17 protein-coding genes, 1 tRNA gene and 1 riboswitch are annotated in these 15,879 nt (G+C 65.9%); of the genes, 15 read left to right on the top strand and 3 right to left on the bottom strand.

Going from position 1 to position 15,879, the window contains the following annotated elements; translation table 11 throughout:
• Positions 1–25: 25 nt before the first annotated feature.
• From FHR95_RS05790 to FHR95_RS05780, 3 genes are all read right to left on the bottom strand, one after another.
• Positions 26–391 (bottom strand): hypothetical protein, encoded by a 366-nt coding sequence (locus tag FHR95_RS05790; protein WP_040187682.1) that lies wholly within the window; start codon positions 389–391, stop codon positions 26–28.
• 235 nt (positions 392–626) lie between these two features.
• Positions 627–700, bottom strand: a tRNA-Gly gene (locus FHR95_RS05785).
• Positions 701–1,072: 372 nt separating this feature from the next.
• Positions 1,073–1,480, bottom strand: a complete 408-nt coding sequence (locus FHR95_RS05780; protein ID WP_040187681.1) for a CBS domain-containing protein — start codon at positions 1,478–1,480, stop codon at positions 1,073–1,075.
• A gap of 264 nt (positions 1,481–1,744) precedes the next feature.
• Here FHR95_RS05780 and FHR95_RS05775 point away from each other — a divergent pair, with 264 nt between their 5' ends.
• The 15 genes from FHR95_RS05775 to FHR95_RS17115 all read left to right on the top strand — a co-directional run bounded on the left by FHR95_RS05775 (position 1,745) and on the right by FHR95_RS17115 (position 15,843).
• Positions 1,745–2,290, top strand: coding sequence for a YqaE/Pmp3 family membrane protein (locus FHR95_RS05775; RefSeq protein ID WP_183313685.1), 546 nt, complete (start codon positions 1,745–1,747; stop codon positions 2,288–2,290).
• Positions 2,291–2,374: 84 nt separating this feature from the next.
• A complete protein-coding gene (locus tag FHR95_RS05770; RefSeq protein WP_183313684.1) occupies positions 2,375–3,244 on the top strand; it encodes a DMT family transporter in 870 nt (289 codons plus the stop codon).
• A gap of 63 nt (positions 3,245–3,307) precedes the next feature.
• The gene (locus FHR95_RS05765; RefSeq protein ID WP_040187719.1) at positions 3,308–4,189 is read left to right on the top strand and encodes an NAD(+) kinase; all 882 of its coding nucleotides are present in this window, start codon (positions 3,308–3,310) and stop codon (positions 4,187–4,189) included.
• A gap of 21 nt (positions 4,190–4,210) precedes the next feature.
• Entirely contained in the window at positions 4,211–5,209 is a 999-nt protein-coding gene (locus tag FHR95_RS05760) for a metallophosphoesterase (protein WP_183313746.1), read from the top strand.
• A gap of 178 nt (positions 5,210–5,387) precedes the next feature.
• Complete coding sequence (locus tag FHR95_RS05755) at positions 5,388–6,239, top strand: rhomboid family intramembrane serine protease (RefSeq protein ID WP_040187677.1); 852 nt, start codon at positions 5,388–5,390, stop codon at positions 6,237–6,239.
• Positions 6,240–6,250: 11 nt separating this feature from the next.
• The gene (locus FHR95_RS05750; protein WP_183313683.1) at positions 6,251–6,535 is read left to right on the top strand and encodes a YeaC family protein; all 285 of its coding nucleotides are present in this window, start codon (positions 6,251–6,253) and stop codon (positions 6,533–6,535) included.
• On the top strand, positions 6,519–7,370 hold the full coding sequence (locus FHR95_RS05745) for a DUF2797 domain-containing protein (protein ID WP_040187675.1): 852 nt from the start codon (positions 6,519–6,521) through the stop codon (positions 7,368–7,370). Before FHR95_RS05750 ends, FHR95_RS05745 begins: the two co-directional genes overlap by 17 nt.
• Positions 7,371–7,423: 53 nt before the next feature.
• Complete coding sequence (locus FHR95_RS05740; RefSeq protein ID WP_098180677.1) at positions 7,424–8,422, top strand: zinc-dependent alcohol dehydrogenase family protein; 999 nt, start codon at positions 7,424–7,426, stop codon at positions 8,420–8,422.
• 369 nt (positions 8,423–8,791) lie between these two features.
• Positions 8,792–9,274, top strand: coding sequence for a T-complex 10 C-terminal domain-containing protein (locus tag FHR95_RS05735; RefSeq protein ID WP_040187674.1), 483 nt, complete (start codon positions 8,792–8,794; stop codon positions 9,272–9,274).
• A gap of 10 nt (positions 9,275–9,284) precedes the next feature.
• Entirely contained in the window at positions 9,285–9,797 is a 513-nt protein-coding gene (locus FHR95_RS05730; protein WP_183313682.1) for a hypothetical protein, read from the top strand.
• A gap of 174 nt (positions 9,798–9,971) precedes the next feature.
• A riboswitch (cobalamin riboswitch) is annotated at positions 9,972–10,190 on the top strand.
• A gap of 131 nt (positions 10,191–10,321) precedes the next feature.
• The gene (locus tag FHR95_RS05725; protein ID WP_183313681.1) at positions 10,322–12,193 is read left to right on the top strand and encodes a TonB-dependent receptor domain-containing protein; all 1,872 of its coding nucleotides are present in this window, start codon (positions 10,322–10,324) and stop codon (positions 12,191–12,193) included.
• Positions 12,194–12,242: 49 nt separating this feature from the next.
• The gene (locus tag FHR95_RS05720) at positions 12,243–13,100 is read left to right on the top strand and encodes a cobalamin-binding protein (protein WP_040187717.1); all 858 of its coding nucleotides are present in this window, start codon (positions 12,243–12,245) and stop codon (positions 13,098–13,100) included.
• Positions 13,101–13,152: 52 nt separating this feature from the next.
• Positions 13,153–14,100 carry a FecCD family ABC transporter permease gene (locus tag FHR95_RS05715; RefSeq protein ID WP_221199237.1) on the top strand — a complete coding sequence of 316 codons (948 nt, stop codon included), beginning with the start codon at positions 13,153–13,155 and terminating at the stop codon, positions 14,098–14,100.
• Positions 14,100–14,867, top strand: a complete 768-nt coding sequence (locus FHR95_RS05710; RefSeq protein WP_183313680.1) for an ABC transporter ATP-binding protein — start codon at positions 14,100–14,102, stop codon at positions 14,865–14,867. The genes FHR95_RS05715 and FHR95_RS05710 overlap by 1 nt, the downstream gene beginning before the upstream one ends.
• A gap of 88 nt (positions 14,868–14,955) precedes the next feature.
• Positions 14,956–15,843 carry a hypothetical protein gene (locus tag FHR95_RS17115; RefSeq protein WP_246378382.1) on the top strand — a complete coding sequence of 296 codons (888 nt, stop codon included), beginning with the start codon at positions 14,956–14,958 and terminating at the stop codon, positions 15,841–15,843.
• Positions 15,844–15,879 lie beyond the last annotated feature (36 nt).

Below are 15,879 nucleotides of genomic sequence, written 5' to 3'. Positions count from 1 at the left end.
ATGGGTCTTCAACGTTAACCTGAGTTTATTTTTGGCCGCGCTGCAGGGAGGTATGTGCCGCCAGATGGTCGCGCAGAGCCGCGAGTTCTTCCTGGCCGGTGGCGTCGAGCAGCGGCTTCCCGCGGGTGACGCGGCCATGGCGGCCATGCTCGTCCATCAGCCGCTGAGCGCGGCGCCGGATACCTTCCAGGTAGTCGTCGTGGCGGATCGGATAGCCGATGATGGTGTTCCATTCGGTCTCGCCGACCCGACTCTCCAGTGCCTTGTCGAACAGTGTCAGCAGCTGCTCGGGCTCAGTGCGGTAGCGCGAGGTCCCGGAAAGCATCAGCAGCGCGATCATGCTGCCGAAGATGACCAGGCAGACGATGAGAACCAGCAGGAACAGGGCCATGATATGCGACTCCGGGTGGCCGGGACCGGCCGTGCCGAGCCCGCTGTGGCGGTACCTGATTGCTGTCGCTGCGTTCGAGCACGTCGATCAGGACTCTCGTGGGAGCATACACATTGGCCGACACGATGTTCACTAATGCGTGACCATGTCGGTTGACGTTGAATGATAGCTTGTTCACAAGAATCAGGCGCTTGCGGGGAGGGCAGTCGTGCATCGAGGCTGTGCGACGCGAGGCTGGAGCGGGTGAAGGGAATCGAACCCTCGTCTTAAGCTTGGGAAGCTTCTGCTCTACCATTGAGCTACACCCGCAAGAGCGTTTCGATAGTAAAACCAATCGGTTAGCCTTTGCAAGCGATGCCCGGCCTTTTTCCCCATGGCGCCGCTAAGTCGCTGTTTTTCTCTTTATTGCCGGCAGGTTGGAGGCGGCAGATTGCCCGAGATGCGACCCGGCTCAAATATTTTTTCTGGCTCTGGCGAACTTTTCTCCGTGATGCTGTCTGAATGGTCATAGGCAGCAACGCGATAGCAGTCGCTAACACTGTTGCCTTGGCTAGCACTTTCGATCTTGCCGCCCCATGACACATGGGGCGGCTTTTCTTTGCATCGGTCCTTTGACATCGGCGCCATGCAAAGACGACACCCGGCGCAAGGCCGGGTGTCGAGAGCGTCAGGTGGGTGGGCTCAGGCGTGACGCATGCGCAACAGCGCGCTGAGTACGTCGCGGCGAGTAACAATCCCCACCAGTCGTCCCTGCTCCACCACCGGGTAGACCTTCGGCTTGGCGCCAAGCATCTCCTGGGCCAGGTCGGTGATGCTCTTGTTGGGCGCTACAGAGAGTACCTCGTTACGCATCAGTTCCCGCACCAGCGGCGGCTCATCATTGAGGTAGGAGCTTTCCAGCACCTTGCCCATCACGTCCTGTTCGGAAATGAAGCCGATCAGGTGGTCTCGCTCGTCAACCACGGGCACCCCGGGCAGGCGATGTAGCGCCAGGCCCTCGGCCAGAGTGGAGACCGAGGTCTTGCCGTTGACCCGGTAGCAGTCGCGGGACATGATCTCGCGCACGATGGTAGGGGCCTTGTTGGGCATGGTGTGTCTCCTTGTGCCGGACAGTAATGTCGTGAGCTGCAGCCGACGTTCGCAATGCCGGGCACGGACCGCAGCCATATCTCGTTCCCAGCATAGCCGACTCGCGAGATACCCCGATACGCTAGCTGCCAACGTTTCTCCACGTTGGCGGGGGCTCGACAACGGGTCAGGAACCCGGCACCGGTTCGTGGTTCCAATCAGTGACAGCGGGATACGACGGGCCGGCGATACCGCCGGCGTGCATTGATCAATGGGAGTAGCACCATGGATGCTCGGGAGTACATGGCCAAGAAGGGGCTGGACGGCGAGCGTGATCAGGAGCGCCCCAATACCCTGGAAGAGAAGGCCTGGGCGCGGGCGCGCGAAGCCGGGGAGCATCGCCCCCGGGCGGGCACCCCCTTCGACTGGGAGGATTGGGAACGTTACCACGATACGCTGGCCGAGGGCGCCGAAGCGCTCGACCAGAAGATCGACCACGAAGCGCATCGCCGAGCGCTCGAGCACGACGCCGGTGACGCCGTTCAACACTTTACCCCCGCCGCGGGCGCTCGGGTCCGGGTGGACCGCGAAACGGCGGCTTCCGGTCACGCCGAGCCGGCTTCGCCAGCGAGCGTGGATCAGGCAGAAAAGGTAGCGGCCGTTGCGCCGCGGCACGCCCTGCATGGGCTGGCGCTGTTGCTGCCGCCGATGGCCGTCGGTCTATCCCACGGGGGTGGGAGGCGAGTGGCGGTAAGCCTGGTGCTGACCCTGTTGGGCTGGCTGCCCGGGGTCGTGCATGCATTCTGGTGGCTGCGCGTTGCCCGGCGGTGATGGGCGCTTCGCGTCCGGTAGGCTTTGCTTGGTGACCACGATAGGTATAATCGCTGTCAACTTTTCACCTATCAGGAGTTGACCTTGGGCCTTCTCGTCGGTGTTACCGTCCTCTGGGCGTTCTCGTTTTCGTTAATCGGCGTCTACCTGGCCGGACAGGTAGACAGTTACTTTGCGGTCCTGATGCGGATCGGCCTGGCAGCACTGGTCTTCCTGCCTTTCCTGCGGCCCTCGTTGTTGCGCGGTCGTCAGCGTATTGCGCTGATGGGGTTGGGCGCCGTGCAGCTCGGCATCATGTACCTCTTCTTCTACCAGTCTTTCCTGCTGCTCTCGGTGCCGGAGGTGCTGCTGTTCACCATCTTCACGCCGATCTACATCGCCCTGCTCGACGATGCGCTTTTCGGGCGCTTCACGCCCTTCTACTTGCTTACCGCGTCGCTGGCCGTGCTGGGGGCGGCCGTCATCCGCTATCAGGGTCTCGACAGCGGCTTCTGGACAGGATTTCTGGTGGTTCAGGGCGCCAACCTCTGTTTCGCCCTCGGCCAGGTGGGCTATCGGCGCTTATCGTCGAGCCTGCCCGATTCACTGCCCCGTTACAGCGTCTTCGGCTGGTTCTACCTCGGCGCCCTGGCGGTGGCGTTACCCGTTTTCGCACTGCTGGGCAATGCCGCGGCGATGCCCACCACCGGCGTCCAATGGGGCGTGTTGCTGTGGCTGGGGCTGGTCGCCTCAGGCCTCGGCTACTTCCTCTGGAACCTGGGCGCCACGCGTGTCGACGCCGGTGCCTTGGCGATCATGAACAACGCTCTGGTTCCCGCGGGCCTGCTGGTCAATCTGGCGATCTGGAATCGCGATGCCGACCTCGTGCGCCTGGGACTGGGGGGTGCCATCATCCTCGGCTCGCTGGTGCTCAATGAGTGGTGGCTGAAACGCCGCGACTTCAGGGCGGCTTGAGCCGGTTTGCCCGCCTCGCGGCCAGTCGCCATAATGACCGGCCGCGAAGCGAGAGGCCTGCGCATGCCAACCTTCAAGAACATTGGTCTGATCGGTCGCCTGGGTAGTGCCAAGGTGGTCGACACCCTCAAGCGCCTGATCCGCTTCCTCGACGCCGGTGGCTATCATGTCATCATCGAGGACAGGACCGCCACGGTCCTGCTCGACCATGGCCATCCCGAGGCCAGTCGCCGCCTGCTCGGCGAACTCTGTGACCTGGTGATCGTGGTCGGTGGTGATGGCAGTCTGCTCGGCGCCGCCCGGACCCTCTGCCACAGTGGCACCTTGGTGCTGGGCGTCAACCGGGGTCGCCTGGGCTTTCTCACCGATATTTCGCCTGACGAGATCGAGGCCCGGGTCGGCGAGGTGCTCGAGGGCCGCTTTGAACTCGAGGAGCGGTTCCTGCTGGATTCCGAGCTCTATCGAGGGGGCGTTCAGGTCGGCAATGGCGATGCCCTCAACGAGATCGTGCTGCACCCCGGAAAGGCGGTGCGCATGATCGAGTTCGAGCTGTTCATCGACAACCAGTTCGTCTATAGCCAGCGCAGCGATGGCCTGATTATCGCCACCCCCACCGGCTCCACGGCCTATGCACTCTCCGGTGGCGGACCGATCATGCATCCCAAGCTCGATGTCATCACCCTGGTACCGATGTTCCCGCATACCCTGTCGAGTCGTCCCATTGCCATCGATGCGGCCAGCGAGATCCGCATCCATATCGGTGAGACCAATCAGACCTATCCGCATATCAGCTGCGATGGCCAGACTCGCGCGGTGGCCAAGCCCGATGATGTGCTGGTGATCCGGCGCAAGCCCCGGCGCGTGCAGCTGGTTCATCCGCTGGGCCACAACTTCTACGAGGTCCTGCGCAGCAAGCTGGGCTGGAGCAACCGCCTGGGGGACTGAGGTGAGGAGAGCGACGTGAGCATGCAAGGGGGCCTCGAAGGCTACGACCTGATCGGTGATGTCCATGGTTGCGGCGCAACACTGGGCTCACTGCTCGAGCGCCTTGGCTACCACCAGCGTGGCGGCGTCTATCGCCATCCGCGCCGCAAGGTGATCTTCCTGGGCGACCTGATCGACCGAGGTCCGCGCATCCGTCTTGCCGTCACCATTGCCCGGCGGATGGTGGAAGAGGGCGAGGCCCATATTGTCATGGGCAACCATGAATACAATGCCCTGGCCTACTGCCATCGCGCTCCGGCGAGTCTGGGACGAGAGTGGTTGCGTGAGCACACACCGCGCCACAACCGCATCATCAAGGAGACCCTGGAGCAGTATCACGACCACCCCCAGGAGTGGGAGGAGACGCTTGCCTGGTTCCTGGACATTCCGCTGTGCCTGGAGCTTGACGGTCTGCGCGTGGTGCATGCGTGCTGGGATCAGCCGCTCGTGGACGCCCTGCGCCGAGTGCGCCCCGATGCGCGTATCGACAGGGACTTCCTGGTCGACTCGGTGGTGCCGGGCACCCAGGCGTTCCGTATCCTCGACCGCCTGACGCGGGGCACCCACCTTCCCCTGCCGGAAGGCGTTGAGCTCCACTCGGGCGATGGCTTCACCCGACGCAGCTTTCGTGCTCACTTCTGGGCTCGGCAGCCGCAGACCTGGGGCGATGTGATCTTCCAGCCCGACAACTTGCCCGACGACCTGGAACAGCGCGAACTCACCGATGAGCAGCGCTCGCGCCTGAGCTTCTATGGACCCGAGCAGCCGCCGCTGTTCATCGGTCACTACTGGTGCGAGGGAATTCCGGCGCTACCCGCCGTCAATGTCGCCTGCCTGGACTATAGCGCGGTCAAGTTCGGTCGCCTGGTGGCCTACCGCTGGAGCGGCGAGGCCACGCTCGATGCCGATCACTTCGTGTGGATACGGGTACCTCGCGAGGAAGAAGCCCGGCCGCAGCCCTGGGAGATCGATTTCGATTGATACAATTTGTTACAACAAAGATGCCACACCGGATTGAACTCCCGACAACCCCCGCCGTCAGAGTAGGTGTTCCCTTGAATGATCCCTTGCTCTTGTCCGGCGGCCCCCTCCGCCGGACTTTTTCTTTGCGTGGTTCGAATGCGCCGTCAGCCCGGTTTCGCCACCTCCTGGAGACGCCATGTATCGGGTAATTCAGCTGCCCCACGATGTCGATACCCGTGAACTGCGACGCGCCCTGTGGGCCCATCGCATCGGCCACCGCATTACCGAGGAGGCTGATGGGCAGGTGCTGTGGCTGGTTGACCCCGAGCAGCATGACCCGATGCTCAAGTTGCTCGAGCGCTGGCGGCAGGGTGAGCCGCTGATGCCCGAACGAGAGCCGGCCGCGAGGCGCTCCCACGCCGAGCTGCTCGGTCCCTTTCGTCAGGTGCCCGTGACCTCCCTGGCGCTGGGACTTTGCCTGGTGGTCTTCGCTGCCATCGGGGTGCTCGGCGATCGCGTGATCGCGGCGCTGACCATCGTGCCGGTGGTGGTCGCCAATGGCGGCCTGGCCTTTGGCAACCTCGGCGATGCGCTCGCCTCGGGCCAGCTTTGGCGGCTGCTATCCCCGGCCTTCCTGCACTTCGGCTGGATGCACCTGATCTTCAACATGCTGTGGCTGTGGTATTTCGGTCGCCAGGTGGAGGCGCTTCAGGGCAGCCGACGGATGCTGACCCTGCTGCTCTTCGCCGGCCTCGGTGCCAATCTGGCCCAGTACGCCACCGGAACCGTGCTGTTCGGCGGCATGTCCGGCGTCGACTTCGCGCTGCTGGCCTATGTCTGGCTGATGTCGTGGCGCGCGCCGCGCAGCGGTTTCTTCGTGCCCCAGATGCTGGTGGTCTTCATGCTGGGCTGGCTGGTCTTCGCGATGACCGACATGGCCGCCACGGTGGGGTTCGGCAACGTGGCCAACGAGGCGCACCTGGGTGGGCTGGTCGTGGGCCTGGCGCTGGGCTGGTATCATTCGGGCTGTGCCCGCCGTCAATCCTGAGAGAACCCGTCATGAGCGAGATGTCCTTCGATCGCATGATCCAGCAGATGACCCCGTCGATTTATGAGAGCCTCAAGCGGGCCGTGTCACTGCGCAAGTGGCCGGATGGCCGGATGCTGACGGCCGAGCAGACCGAGCTGTGCCTCGAGGCGGTGATGCGCTATGAGGTGGAAAATCAGGTGCCCGAGGAGCAGCGGGTCGGCTACCTGCAGCGACGCACCTGCGGTAGCGCCAGCAGCGGCAGCGACGTGCCCCCCGAGCGGGCCGGCCTGGCGCGGGATGCCAGCCGTGACTGAGTCGATCGAGGCCGCCACGGTGCTGCAGGGCTGCCTGAGCAAGATGGCCGTCGAAGCGGGGGATCCGGCCCGCTATGTGCTGCGCGCCGGCGAGGCGAGAATCGACCTCAACGCCTGCCTCGGCAAGCCCTTTCGACTGGAGTGGACCGGTGCCATCGCCTGCACGCACTGCGGCCGAGCGACCCGCAAGAGCTTCGCCCAGGGCCATTGCTATCCGTGTTTCAAGCGTCTCGCCCAGTGCGATACCTGCATCATGAAGCCCGAACTCTGCCACTTCTTCGAGGGCACCTGTCGCGAGCCCGACTGGGCCGAGCGCCACTGCTTCCAGCCCCACGTGGTCTACCTGGCCAACGCCTCGGGGCTCAAGGTCGGCATCACCCGAGCCAGCCAGATGCCGACTCGCTGGCTCGACCAGGGGGCGGTGCAGGCGCTGCCGATCCTCGAGGTCGATACTCGCCAGCAGTCGGGCTTCGTCGAGGTGCTGTTCAAGGAGCAGGTCTCGGATCGCACCAACTGGCGCGCCATGCTCAAGGGCACGACCGAACGCCTCGACCTGGCCACCGAGCGTGATCGCCTGATGGCGCGCCTGGAAAGCGGCCTCGATAACCTTCGCGAGCGCTTCGGCGCCGACGCCATCCGTTGTCTCGATGAGGCGCCGCTGAGCTTCAACTATCCGGTGCTGGCGTTTCCCACCAAGGTGGTTTCCCACAACCTGGACAAGAATCCCAGCGTTGCCGGCACGCTGCTGGGGATCAAGGGTCAGTACCTGATCCTCGACAGCGGCGTGATCAATCTGCGCAAGTTTACCGGGTACGAGGTCAAGGTCGCCGCCTGAGGCCTGGACTATCCTGCTGGCAGTGAATACATGCATCAGCAGGAGAATGATCGATGAGCGATTCCATGCGCGCCATGCGCCTGCATGCTGCGGGCAAGCCCCTTGAACTTGAACACGTTGCACGCCCCACCCCGGGCCCTGGCGACGTCCAGGTTCGCGTGTTGGCCTGCGGGGTCTGCCGGACCGATCTTCACGTGCTCGACGGCGAGCTCTCCGAGCCCCGACTCCCGCTGATTCCCGGTCATGAGATCGTGGGTGAGGTCACGGCGCTGGGGGAGGGCGTCCAGACGCCGGCCCCTGGCACACGGGTCGGCGTACCCTGGCTGGGCTGGACCTGCGGCGAGTGCGAGTCCTGCCGGGCTGGTCGCGAGAACCTCTGTGAACGGGCCGAGTTCACCGGTTACACCCGCGACGGTGGCTATGCGGAGTACTGTGTGGCCGATGCTCGCTACTGCTTTCCCCTGGACGTCGAGGATGCCCAGGCCGCAGCGCCGCTGCTGTGTGCCGGCCTGATCGGCTATCGCACCTGGCGGCTGGCCGGCGGAGAGTCGAACCGCCGGCTTGGCATCTACGGTTTTGGCGCCGCGGCGCATATCCTGGCTCAGCTGGCCGTCGCTCGAGGGCAGGAGATTTATGCCTTCACCCGACCCGGTGATACCCAGGCCCAGGACTTCGCGCGCCGGCTCGGTGCCGTCTGGGCCGGCGGCAGCGACGAAGCCTCGCCCGAACGCCTGGATGCCGCCTTGCTCTTCGCTCCGGTGGGGGCGCTTGTGCCCTCGGCGCTGGCCGCGGTTCGACCTGGCGGCGCGGTGGTTTCCGGCGGCATCCACATGTCCGATATTCCGAGCTTCCCTTACCGCCTGCTGTGGGAGGAGCGCTCGGTGAAGTCGGTAGCCAACCTTACCCGTCGCGATGGCGAGGAGTTTCTGACGCTCGCGCCCGAGGTGCCCATCAATACCGAGACCCAGGCCTACCCGCTGGAACAGGCCAACCAGGCACTGGACGATCTGCGCGAGGGGCGGCTTTCCGGCGCCGCGGTGCTGATTCCCTGAGCCCGTTTCGTGAGATCTTTTCTCCCTCCATCAACCAGCACAGGCCCTTTTGGAGGGGCCTGTTAGGAGTCGCCATCCCGGCGATCAACCGGTGCACATTCACCGGCTACGACGTGGGGGTCTGCTAGACTCAAGATGTTTGCTCATGCACGCGCCAGCTCCCCTCTCTTGCTTGCGGAGTTGACACCCGATACCGCTCGGCGGTGGGAGGTGATCATGCCTTGGTCTCTGCGTCAGTGCTGTTCATTCCGTTGGTGGATATTGGCCCTCTGCCTTTGCCCGCTTTTCGTGACTTCTGCCCTTGCCCAGCAGAGCGATTCACTGACGATCATTGCGGCTCCTCGGGAGCAACTCCCCGTGGAGCCGCGGATGTTGGAGAGACGTCCGGTTCGCGAGGCGATCTTGCCGTCTGCTCAGCTCTCCTCTCGCTTCACCCTGGGGGATCTGCGGGTCCTCGGCGAGGACCGTTTGCGCCCCCTGCCTGAGGCCGTGGCGCCTCCCGAGGAGACCGGGATACAGCGTCGGATTCTCGAGGACGGTACCTTCGAGACGCGTTACCCGGATGGTCGGATTCGTCGCCAGCGGCCCGACGGCAGCATCGAGACTGTTGCTCCCGACGGCACAGTGTCCGTGGCGCTGATGATTCAGGTACCCGGAGCCGACCTCCCACTGCTACCGGAGGAACTGAGTGGCTGGGGGGAGGAGATTGGCGATCAACTCCTGGGCCTGTTGCGCAATATCCTCAGCGAGGCCGAGTTCGATGCCTATCGGCAGACCGAGGCGGGCAAGGACTATTACAACCGGATCGACTGGCGGCTGCGCAGTCTGAACTTCCTGACGGCGTCGCAGTAGGAGGTGGGCCATGAGACCGGTCGTGGTCATGCTGCTGATGGGATTGTGCTGTGTCCCACTCGCCATGGGCCAGGAAGCGTCGGTGGCGCCAGATGGCCGTATCGCCGAGATGGTCAAGGCACTGGATGAGGAGGAGACGCGCTTCGCTCCGGTGATGATCGACCCGGCCAGACTCGACGAGCAGGGACGCGCCTCACAGCGTCGGGCGCTGCAGGCCTATTACGACTATCGCAGCGAAGGCTTTGATCACCGTCGTCGCGTCTTCGCCTGGCAACTCCTCTCGTCGAAGATCATCTTCCTGTTGGTGGTCAGCCTGGTGGGGGTGGGCATCTACTTTTCCTGGTTGCAGTTTCGCCAAGGCTTCAAGGGGGGCAGTGACGCCGATACGCGCACGACCCTCGAGGCAAGCCCGAGCGGTATCAAGCTCAGCTCGCCGGTGCTCGGCGTCATCATCCTCACCCTCTCGCTGCTGTTCTTCTATCTCTACCTGGTCTACGTCTACCCCATCGAGGAGATACTATAAGCCTCGATCAGGCGTTCCAGCTCATGGTCGGTGAGGCCGGGAATCACCGGTGGGACCAGCGTACCCACCGGGGGTGCCGGCGAGGGCGTGGATCATGCTCAGCCTGTCGGCCGGTCAGCTGCGCCAGGTCAACCTGGCCCATGATGCGCGTTGACGCTTCGGCGGGGGGTTGCTAGCTTACGCGCACTCTCAGGTGCTGGTGGATGCGTCCACCAGTGAAACGGGAAGTCGGTGATTGCACTCCGACGCTGCCCCCGCAACGGTGATCGAGGAAAGAGCGGCCATTACGCCACTGTGCTGCGGCACGGGAAGGCGGTCGTTCAGGACGTCGGGTCTGTTCATGCCCGGCACGCACTCGTCAGCCCGGAGACCGGCCCGAGAGTTCATGCCGAGTTGCGGTGGGCGACCTCGAGGCAGGACCGGCGCCGCTTTTCCGTTCGTCCTTCTTCCTCGACCCCTTGCCGCCTCGGCGCTCAATACGCCATCACGCCGTGCGGGTGAGCACGGTGAGCAAGGGACACACCATGAAAACCATAAACCACGCCGCCCAGGGCCTGGCTGTCTTTGGCCTCGCTGCTCTCCCGCTGGCCGTCCACGCCCAGTCGAACACCGCCGACCCGGCGTCTGCCGCCGTCGAACTCAACCCGATGGTCGTGACCGCCGCTCTGGCCCCCCGCACCGCCGACCAGAGCCTCTCGTCAGTCACCGTGATTGATGAGGCCGCGCTACGCCGCCAGGATCCGGTCAGTGTGGCCGAAGCGCTGCGTGGTCAGCCGGGCGTGGACGTTACCACCCAGGGCAGCTTCGGCAAGCAGAGCAGCGTCTTCATCCGCGGGACCGGCAGCAATGCCAATGTGTTGCTGATCGACGGCATCCGACTGCGCGCGGCAACCACGGGGGCCGCGGCCTGGGAGTTCCTGGATCCGCGAATGTTCGAGCGCGCCGAGATCGTTCGCGGACCGCGCGGCAGCCTCTACGGCGCCGACGCGGTGGGCGGCGTGGTCCAACTGTTCACGCCGCAAGGCGAAGAGGGCGGTCCCCGGCCGCGCATTTCCGTCGGCGGTGGTTCCTTCGAGTCCCAGCGTGTCAGCGCCAGCCTCTCGGGTGCCGAGGGGGGTACGCGCTACCATGTCGCCGCCAGCCGTTTCGATACAGAGGGCGCACCGGTACGCCGTGACGGCGACGACAAGGGCTATGACAATACCACCGGCCTGGTGCGACTCTCCCACACCTTCGAGGGCCGGGCCGAGGTCGGGATGCTGGCGCTGCGCGGCCGTGGCAGCACGGAATTCGATGCCTCCGGGCCGGCCGAGGACGACTTCATTCAGCAGGTGGCAGCGGTCTATGCGCAAGCGCCCGTGACCGATTTGTGGACCAGCAGGGTGACCTTGAGCGACGCCCGTGACGAGCGCGACACCGTCGCGCCGACTTACCGCTCGCGGTTCGAGACCCGGACCCGGACCGCCCACTGGCAGAACACCCTGGCGCTGGGCCCCCATGAAGTGGTATTTGGCGCCGAGTACAGCGAGGACGACCTCGGCGACAGCCAGACCTCAGGGCTGGCCTTCAAGGAAGAGCGTCGCGACAACCGGGCGGTGTTCGCCCAGGGGCTGCTGGATTTCCAGCCGCTAACGACCCAGTTGAGTCTGCGCCATGATGACAATCAGGCGTTCGGCGAAGAACTGACGGGCAGCCTGGCGCTGGGCTATGCGCTGGATGGCCGTCATACCCTGCGGGCCAGTTACGGAACGGCCTTTCGTGCCCCGACCTTCAATGAGCTCTATTTCCCCTTCGCCGGTTCCAGCAACCCCGAACTGGAAGCCGAAACCTCCGGGACCCTGGAACTGGGCGTCCGCGGTCAGCACGACGCCTGGTACTGGGACCTGGCCGCCTACCAGACCGAGGTGGATGACCTTATCGCCCTGGATGCCAGCTTTCGGCCCGTCAATGTCAATGAGGCCAGGATTCGCGGCGCCGAGCTTTCCGCCGGCGCCGAGCTCGAGGGCTGGACGCTGGGAGCGGCACTGACCTATACCGACCCCGAGGACCGAGAGACCGGCAACCGGCTTGCCCGCCGCGCCAGCCAGGGTCTGCGTTTCGATATCGATCGCGAGCTGGGGGAGTGGTCGCTGGGAGCGTCCTGGGTGGCTCAGAACCATCGCTACAACGACAGCGCCAACCAGCAGCGCCTGGCCGGCTATGGCATCGTCAATCTGCGCGCCGGCTGGGATTTTGCGCCGATGTGGTCCGCGCGCCTGACGCTGGACAATGCGCTGGACAAGGATTATGCAACCGCGCGTGGCACCGAGTTCGATCCCGAAACCTTCGCGTCTATCCCCTTTGACTATGTCAACGCGGGACGCGCGGCCTTTGTCAGCGTCCATTTTGGCCCGTAAGGAGCCGCGAGTGACACAGCGTCTGCCCGGCGTGGTCGGGCTCTTGCTCATGCTGATGGCCGGACTCGTCGAACAGGCCGCTGCCGACGAGGCCTGCGCCATCGACGATGCCGAGCAGGAGATCTGCCTGACCGTTCCGGCCGAGCGCATCGTCGCCCTGTCGCCCGGTGCGACCGAGCTGCTCTTCGCCGCCGGAGCAGGGGAGCAGGTGGTAGCGGTGGTGGATCACAGCGACTATCCGCCTGAAGCGTCCGAGCTGCCCTTGGTGGGCAGCCATGATCGTCTCGATCTGGAGCGGCTGGTGGCGCTGCAGCCCGACCTGGTGATCGGCTGGGTCACCGGCAATCCGGCGGGACAGATGGAGCGCCTCGAGCGGCTGGGCATTCCGGTGTTCCGTATCGAGCCACGAACGTTCGAGGGTATCGCCACGGCCCTCGAGCGGCTGGCGTTACTGGCGGGCCGCGAGGCGCAGGGACGCCTGGCCGCCGAGCGCTTTCGCCAGGGGCTCGCCGAACTGGCGGCGCGCTATGCCGATGCGCCCCCGGTGCCGGTGTTCTACCAGGTATGGGATTCGCCGCTGATGACCGTCAACGACGAGCACCTGATCGGCAAGGTGGTGACGCTGTGCGGGGGTGTGAACGTCTTTGGCGGCCTCGCGCGGCTGGTGCCGCGCATCGACGAGGAGGCTCTGCTGGTGGCCGACCCCGAGGTGATACTCGCCGGAGGGAGGGGGGAGGCGAATCGCCGCTGGCTGGAAGACTGGCAGCGCTTTCCCGAGCTGACCGCAGTGGCCCGCGACAACCTCTTCTTCATCCCCCCGTCGCTGCTCCAGCGGCCCACGCCGCGCCTGCTCGAGGGCAGCCGGCGCCTCTGCGACAGACTGGAGGTGGCGCGTGGCCGGCGCTAGCCTGCGCGTCTGTGCTCATGGCCATCCGACGCTTGGCCAGCTGGCATTGACCCTGGGCCTGTTGGCGGCGGCCGCCCTGGCGGCCCTGATCGTCGCCGTCGCCCTGGGCAGCGCCGCCGTGCCCCTCACGGATAGCCTCGCCGTGCTTGTGGGTGGGGGGGATGACATGTCGCGCACCCTGATCCTTGAGCTGCGCCTGCCGCGTGCCCTGGCCGCCTTCGCCACCGGCGGCCTGCTGGCGGTGGCCGGTGCCCTGATGCAGGTGCTGCTGCGTAACCCGCTGGCGGACCCCTATGTGCTGGGGCTTTCCGGCGGCGCGGCAGTGGGCGCTTTGCTTGCAATGCTGGCGGGGCTGGGCAGCGCGCTGGTGTCGGGGTCGGCCTTTGTCGGCGCCCTGACGGCGACCCTGTTGGTATTTGGCCTGGCCCATGGCACCGGCAGCTGGACCCCCTCGCGGCTGCTGCTCACCGGCGTGGTCGTCGCCTCCGGTTGGGGGGCGGTGATCACCCTGATCCTGTCGCTCAGCCCGGCCCGGCAGCTGCCAGGCATGCTCTACTGGCTGATGGGCGACCTGGCCCATGCGCGGGGCCCCGGCGTCGCGTTGGGCCTGCTGGTGCTGGTCTGCCTGCTGGTGGTGCCGCTCGGGCGAAGCCTCAACGTGTTGGCTCGTGGCGGGCTGCAGGCGGCGGCCCTGGGCGTGCCGGTACGGCGCCTGGAGTGGCTGGTTTACCTGCTGGCGAGCCTGATGACCGCGGTGGCCGTGACCACGGCCGGAAGCATCGGCTTCGTGGGGCTGGTGGTACCGCACCTGCTACGCCTGGTGCTGGGTAATGACCAGCGGCTGATTCTTCCCGCCTGCGCCCTGGCCGGCGGCACCCTGCTGGTGCTGGCCGACACCTTGGCGCGCACGGTGATTGCCCCTGAGCAGCTTCCGGTGGGGGTGATCACCGCCTTGCTCGGCGTGCCGGTCTTCCTCTTCCTGCTGCATCGGAGTCGCTGATGAGTCGCCTGGAGACCCACGGACTGGTCATCGACGTGCCGGGCCGCAGCGGCGGGGACCCTCTGGATCTCGCGCTGCTGCCGGGTCAGGTCTGGGGGGTGCTGGGCCCCAACGGGGCGGGCAAGACCACCCTGCTGCATACCCTGGCTGGCCTGCGCCCGTCGCGCGCCGGCCGGGTGGAGGTGGACGGGGTGCCCTTGACACGCCTGCGGCGTCGCCGAGTGGCCCAGTGCCTGGGGCTGGTCTTCCAGGAGCATCACGACGGCTTTCCTGCCACGGTGGAGGAGACCGCCCTGATCGGCCGCCACCCCTGGCTGTCGCCGTGGCAGATGGAAACCGCCGAGGACCTGGCGCTGGCCCATTGCGCCCTGGCGCGACTCGACCTGGCCGAGCTGGGGGGGCGTCAGGTGGCTACCCTTTCCGGCGGCGAACGCCAGCGGCTGGCGATCGCCACCCTGCTGGCACAGGAGCCGGGCGTCTGGCTCGCCGACGAACCCACCAATCATCTGGACCTGCACCACCAGGTGGCGGTGATGCGGCTGCTGGACGAGCAGGCGGCCGGCGGCCGCGCCGTCATGATGTGCCTGCATGACCTCAACCTGGCCGCTCGCTGGTGCGATCACCTGCTTCTGCTCTATCCAAGCGGCGAGGCCTGCTGGGGCCCGACCGATCGCATGCTGGTCCCGGCGGCCCTCGAGCGCCTCTATGGTCAGCGCCTGGCCAGTGCCGAGGTGGAGGGCTCGCGGGTGTTCGTCGCCGTGCCCTGAACCTTGTACTTTGGTCGTGTCCGCCGCACGGCGCTGGCCTCAACCCCGTCGGTTTTCCTGCCGCGCCGGCCCGCTCTTCACTGGTGCCATGGCGACCATCGCCGAGCGCTACCGCTACGGTCGCAAGGCGATGGATACCATCTACTCCGGTGCCTCGGTGTTCTGGATCGTGGGCTTCCTGGCGCTGTTCATGCTGCCGCTGATCACGCTGTTCCGGCCGGTGCTGCCCATCGCCCTGTCGATCACCCTGCTGATCACCGGCTACCTGTGCATCGCCGTGGCGGTGGAGCAGATTCGCAATGCCACGGCCATGGGCGTGGCCGGCATCATGGGGGTAGTGCTGGCAACCCACGGGGCCGCCTGGGGGCTGGGTGTCGGCCTGGTGCTCTATTTCATGTCTATGGTCAGCGCCTGGCCAGTGCCGAGGTGGAGGGCTCGCGGGTGTTCGTCGCCGTGCCCTGAACCTTGTACTTTGGTCGTGTCCGCCGCACGGCGCTGGCCTCAACCCCGTCGGTTTTCCTGCCGCGCCGGCCCGCTCTTCACTGGTGCCATGGCGACCATCGCCGAGCGCTACCGCTACGGTCGCAAGGCGATGGATACCATCTACTCCGGTGCCTCGGTGTTCTGGATCGTGGGCTTCCTGGCGCTGTTCATGCTGCCGCTGATCACGCTGTTCCGGCCGGTGCTGCCCATCGCCCTGTCGATCACCCTGCTGATCACCGGCTACCTGTGCATCGCCGTGGCGGTGGAGCAGATTCGCAATGCCACGGCCATGGGCGTGGCCGGCATCATGGGGGTAGTGCTGGCAACCCACGGGGCCGCCTGGGGGCTGGGTGTCGGCCTGGTGCTCTATTTCATGGTCGAGCACCGCTCGCGCCGGGCGCGCGCCGCCGAACCCGAGGAGCCGATCGCGGTGGAGGACGACATGGCGGTAGAGGCGGACGAGAGCCTCGCGCCGGGGCCCGTCACGCGCTGATCGCGCACGCCAGCCTTGCCACGCGGTGGGCCGCCT

Origin of the sequence: Halomonas fontilapidosi, from assembly GCF_014192285.1 — a bacterium.
In the GTDB taxonomy this organism is placed as follows: Bacteria; Pseudomonadota; Gammaproteobacteria; order Pseudomonadales; family Halomonadaceae; genus Halomonas; species Halomonas fontilapidosi.
This window is presented reverse-complemented; position numbering and strand designations above follow the sequence as displayed.

Coding starts and splice junctions, on each gene's coding strand:
- FHR95_RS05745 (WP_040187675.1), top strand. CDS start 6,519: ATGCCAGCCGTGACTGAGTCGATCGAGGCCGCCACGGTGCTGCAGGGC.
- FHR95_RS05760 (WP_183313746.1), top strand. CDS start 4,211: ATGCAAGGGGGCCTCGAAGGCTACGACCTGATCGGTGATGTCCATGGT.
- FHR95_RS05710 (WP_183313680.1), top strand. CDS start 14,100: ATGAGTCGCCTGGAGACCCACGGACTGGTCATCGACGTGCCGGGCCGC.
- FHR95_RS05775 (WP_183313685.1), top strand. CDS start 1,745: ATGGATGCTCGGGAGTACATGGCCAAGAAGGGGCTGGACGGCGAGCGT.
- FHR95_RS17115 (WP_246378382.1), top strand. CDS start 14,956: ATGGCGACCATCGCCGAGCGCTACCGCTACGGTCGCAAGGCGATGGAT.
- FHR95_RS05735 (WP_040187674.1), top strand. CDS start 8,792: ATGTTGGAGAGACGTCCGGTTCGCGAGGCGATCTTGCCGTCTGCTCAG.
- FHR95_RS05720 (WP_040187717.1), top strand. CDS start 12,243: ATGCTGATGGCCGGACTCGTCGAACAGGCCGCTGCCGACGAGGCCTGC.
- FHR95_RS05725 (WP_183313681.1), top strand. CDS start 10,322: ATGAAAACCATAAACCACGCCGCCCAGGGCCTGGCTGTCTTTGGCCTC.
- FHR95_RS05780 (WP_040187681.1), bottom strand. CDS start 1,480: ATGCCCAACAAGGCCCCTACCATCGTGCGCGAGATCATGTCCCGCGAC.
- FHR95_RS05765 (WP_040187719.1), top strand. CDS start 3,308: ATGCCAACCTTCAAGAACATTGGTCTGATCGGTCGCCTGGGTAGTGCC.
- FHR95_RS05755 (WP_040187677.1), top strand. CDS start 5,388: ATGTATCGGGTAATTCAGCTGCCCCACGATGTCGATACCCGTGAACTG.
- FHR95_RS05730 (WP_183313682.1), top strand. CDS start 9,285: ATGAGACCGGTCGTGGTCATGCTGCTGATGGGATTGTGCTGTGTCCCA.
- FHR95_RS05750 (WP_183313683.1), top strand. CDS start 6,251: ATGAGCGAGATGTCCTTCGATCGCATGATCCAGCAGATGACCCCGTCG.
- FHR95_RS05740 (WP_098180677.1), top strand. CDS start 7,424: ATGAGCGATTCCATGCGCGCCATGCGCCTGCATGCTGCGGGCAAGCCC.
- FHR95_RS05790 (WP_040187682.1), bottom strand. CDS start 391: ATGGCCCTGTTCCTGCTGGTTCTCATCGTCTGCCTGGTCATCTTCGGC.